This is a genomic window from Psychrobacter sp. ANT_H3 (genome assembly GCF_027919975.1).
GTDB lineage: Bacteria > Pseudomonadota > Gammaproteobacteria > Pseudomonadales > Moraxellaceae > Psychrobacter > Psychrobacter maritimus.
This window is the reverse complement of record NZ_JAQISM010000046.1, coordinates 1-3336: the sequence shown is the minus strand read 5'-3', so window position 1 is coordinate 3336 and position 3336 is coordinate 1. Positions and strand designations below refer to the sequence as shown.

Sequence of the window (3336 nt, the reverse complement as noted above, 5' to 3'; positions counted from 1 at the left end):
ATCCTAGGAATGGTTCAAGATTAGTGGCACCTTACAGTTAACTGTCATTTCAAATTGACTGTAAAAGTTCAGTTTGTTGAAGTGTTTTGCTAAGCAGCTACTCAAACTGTCTTATAGGCTTGTTAGGGATGCTAAGACAGTTATTAGGTACTTATGGGTAATTAGGGCCTAGAAGATGCTTAAACGAGCGCTAGAGAGCGATTATGATACCAAAGGGAGAGGGAGCGACCACAGTTATATAGAATTTTGCTAAAAAGAGGTTACTAACCATCTTTTTTATTCAAACAGTCTGTTATAAGTGGTTCCATTATACCAGTCTGTTTTAAGTAGTCTGTTAATAGGTTTGAGGGGCTAAACAACTGGTTCCCTTGGGGTATACCCTAATAAGTTATCTGAAGATAAGTAAATGATTAAAATGAGAGAAGATGATGATGGATGAACGCATTCTTACACTTATAGAGGCTTTAGATTTATACACTAAAAGTAAATCAGAGATAAATTCTGTATTGAGATACTATGAAAGCGAAATTAAAAAAAGGTTAGCTTCTATAGAAAATCTAGATGCCGATAGCGCTAAAGAGATCATCAGAAGCCTTTTTGACCTTCAGAATGAGATTAGTATTGTTATTTATAAGTACAACTATCCAGTTAATGAATTTATAGGTAATTTTGTTTACGAGTTTGATCGGCAAGATGAAGAAAGTGTTGATTTTATATGCAAAAAATTGGTAACGAAATTATAGAAAGTGGTGGTGATTTATATATGCCCGAGAATGAAGAAAGATAAATGTATGGAAGTTAGGTCTGGTGTATTAATTTCATGTACACCACCAAGTACACTGTCATAATCTTGATGGCTGTATCTACTATCGTATATAGCACACAGCCAAAAATTCAAGTCCTCACTAGGGAACCATACCTTTAGACTGCGCTGAATATATATTTTTTGGGCATACAAGTTGAGACTAAATAATAGTCATGGTTTCCTCTAACAAGCACTCGGGATTACCTTCAGTAAATAATGAAACTTTATTATCTGATGCTTTTGTAAAAGATCCCCCCAATACTACATTATCACCAATAGAAAATTTAATTCCTGACACGTTGAACCTAGTTCCATCACCGTTTATTGTAGTGCTTTGAATTGGAAACATTGGAGTATATTTTTTATTGGAGTCGTCTGATACAAACTCTAGGCAATTTTTATCCCATTCAAAACGTCCAGAATAACCAACCAAAATTCTCGGTTCGTATGTCTCAACTTTATAACTAAAAAGATCATATTTCTTAAGATTAGCAATATTCGATTGGTATTGCTCCATAAACCCAGCATTAGGTTCTTTTTTCTCTAAAGATATATTATTTGTAGTAGCACAACCTGAAACTGATATTAGAGCCAATACCGTAATTAGTGAAATAAAATGCTTTGACATATATAAGCTCTCAAATTGTTAAAGTGATTCAAAGTCTGCTTTAGGTTCATTATTATTTTCAATATTAACTCTACCCCTAAGCCCCTTTACTAAATCTACCATTAAATCCTTATCTGTCTGTCTGGTCAGAAAACTTAATAGGTTGTCAGCTGTATATTCCTTTAGCCCCTGTACAGAATCCTTCTCTAAAGCATCTACCAAAAAAGCACCGAGTAGTATTTTTTGACGTGTCAGCTTCTTATCTAACTTCTGTTTCTCCCTATTTATCTTAAGCTCAAGCTCGTTAATCTTCTGCTGCTCTTTCAAATCATTACCACCAAGTAAGCTCATATCATATCCTTAAATCATCAAAATTATAGTTATTCCAACTATAACAACTTCGGCAATACCTAACAACAGTTTATGATATAGTTAATTGACGGATGGTTGAGTCCCACTGACTAAGTGCGAGTTTTCGACTTTACAAATGTTTATCCCTAACGGTCACACATTTATAAAATCAAAACATCGGCAGGGGTCAACCCCCACACCCCCAGCACTACGAAAATATGTAGTGCAAAAAAAGCAAAAACTGATTATCTAGTGATTTTAGAATATCGCTATGTCTTATGCTTTTTAGGTTGATAACCTAACTTTGCAAGATAGGGCATATACTGGGCTTGCTTATTTTCGTCTACAAGATCATTAGCAATAATAGCGGCAAACTCAGCAGTACTTTTACCAATAGGTGCATTACTGCCAAGTTCAGGTAAGGCAGCAAGCTTGGCGCTGAATGTTTTTACTTGGCTATCAGTCATTTTATGGAACAAGTCAGGAGTGGCACTATCTCTTTTTTTATTCTTAGCTGGGTCAAGTATCTGCTTTTTCTTAAATATAAATGATATGGCGGTAATAGTTTTACCTGTCTTATGCTGATCGTACTTGACTGTTATGTCGGTATAATCATTAATCTGTTTGACAGCATGATCTAGTACTCTCGTTTTAAAATTACACATCTGCTTATATTGCTCAGGCTTAACGCCTAGTTTTTTACGCAAGTTATCAATCGTTATCTGGTTGGTTTTACCAACAGACTGCCATTGCATCATCAACTCATACAACCTGATTGCATATTCGCTTTGCAACTCACTAACCTGCTTTAGATCGTATTCTGTGTACTGCTCGGTTAGTCTCGTTATCAATGGTATAACGTCATCTGTAAACTGTAACTCAATCATTCCAGCCGCATTAATATACCTTATCTTTTGTACCCATCTGATAAAATTATTGGCATCTTTACCTGTCTGTTCGTGAATATCATCATATTCAAAATGAGCGTCAAATAAGCCTTTGGCCGCGCTTTTCAATGCTTTATAAGCTGAATGCTTTTCTACCTTAAATTGTTCTTGGTAGCTGCTTGCATGGATTTGTAGCAATCCTCTAGCATCAATCAACTTCTCTTGTTCCCTTGCTACAACAATGGCCAAGAAGATAATGCGCTGCTCAGGTACGCCAAGCGAGTAACTGGCGCTGATTAATTTATTATGTTTAGTCACTAACTTGCTCATTATTTACTTGCTCGTTGACGGTCGATATAAATACTATAATATCATTAAATTACAACTTCAAATACATTGTAATTATAAGGTCGCTAAACGTAAGGGTATGGGTCGCTAAACGTAAGGGTATGGGTCGCTAAACGTAAGGGTATGGGTCGCTAAACGTAAGGGTATGGAGGTTAATAGCTATGACTGGCAAGGGTTACAGCGGACGTAAAAGCTCTTAAAAGCTTTTAAAAACATTAAAAACACCAAAACCTAAGAATATGTATCTAAATAATCCGCTACCAAACGCAAAATTTAAGACAATTTAAGAGATTTGCTAAGCTTATTTTTTTGATAAATTTAGGATCAGAAATTATCAC

The 3336-nt window shown here is 35.4% G+C and carries 4 protein-coding genes; 1 reads left to right on the top strand and 3 read right to left on the bottom strand.

Annotation, left to right across the window (positions count from 1 at the left end):
- Positions 1-425: 425 nt before the first annotated feature.
- Positions 426-743 (top strand): hypothetical protein, encoded by a 318-nt coding sequence (locus tag PG901_RS13510; RefSeq protein ID WP_028860008.1) that lies wholly within the window; start codon positions 426-428, stop codon positions 741-743.
- A 222-nt stretch (positions 744-965) separates the two neighbouring features.
- On the opposite strand, the gene PG901_RS13505 is transcribed toward PG901_RS13510, so the two are convergent.
- From PG901_RS13505 to repM, 3 genes are all read right to left on the bottom strand, one after another.
- Positions 966-1433 (bottom strand): hypothetical protein, encoded by a 468-nt coding sequence (locus PG901_RS13505; protein ID WP_181716894.1) that lies wholly within the window; start codon positions 1431-1433, stop codon positions 966-968.
- A gap of 18 nt (positions 1434-1451) precedes the next feature.
- A complete protein-coding gene (locus PG901_RS13500; protein ID WP_181716896.1) occupies positions 1452-1763 on the bottom strand; it encodes a mobilization protein MobS in 312 nt (103 codons plus the stop codon).
- 269 nt (positions 1764-2032) lie between these two features.
- Positions 2033-2980 carry a replication initiation protein RepM gene (gene repM, locus PG901_RS13495; RefSeq protein ID WP_181716895.1) on the bottom strand — a complete coding sequence of 316 codons (948 nt, stop codon included), beginning with the start codon at positions 2978-2980 and terminating at the stop codon, positions 2033-2035.
- Between the last annotated feature and the right edge of the window lie 356 nt (positions 2981-3336).

What these genes read in the sequence shown, in the direction of transcription:
- PG901_RS13510 (WP_028860008.1), top strand. Translation starts at nt 426, where the DNA reads ATGATGATGGATGAACGCATTCTTACACTTATAGAGGCTTTAGATTTA.
- repM (WP_181716895.1), bottom strand. Translation starts at nt 2,980, where the DNA reads ATGAGCAAGTTAGTGACTAAACATAATAAATTAATCAGCGCCAGTTAC.
- PG901_RS13500 (WP_181716896.1), bottom strand. Translation starts at nt 1,763, where the DNA reads ATGAGCTTACTTGGTGGTAATGATTTGAAAGAGCAGCAGAAGATTAAC.
- PG901_RS13505 (WP_181716894.1), bottom strand. Translation starts at nt 1,433, where the DNA reads ATGTCAAAGCATTTTATTTCACTAATTACGGTATTGGCTCTAATATCA.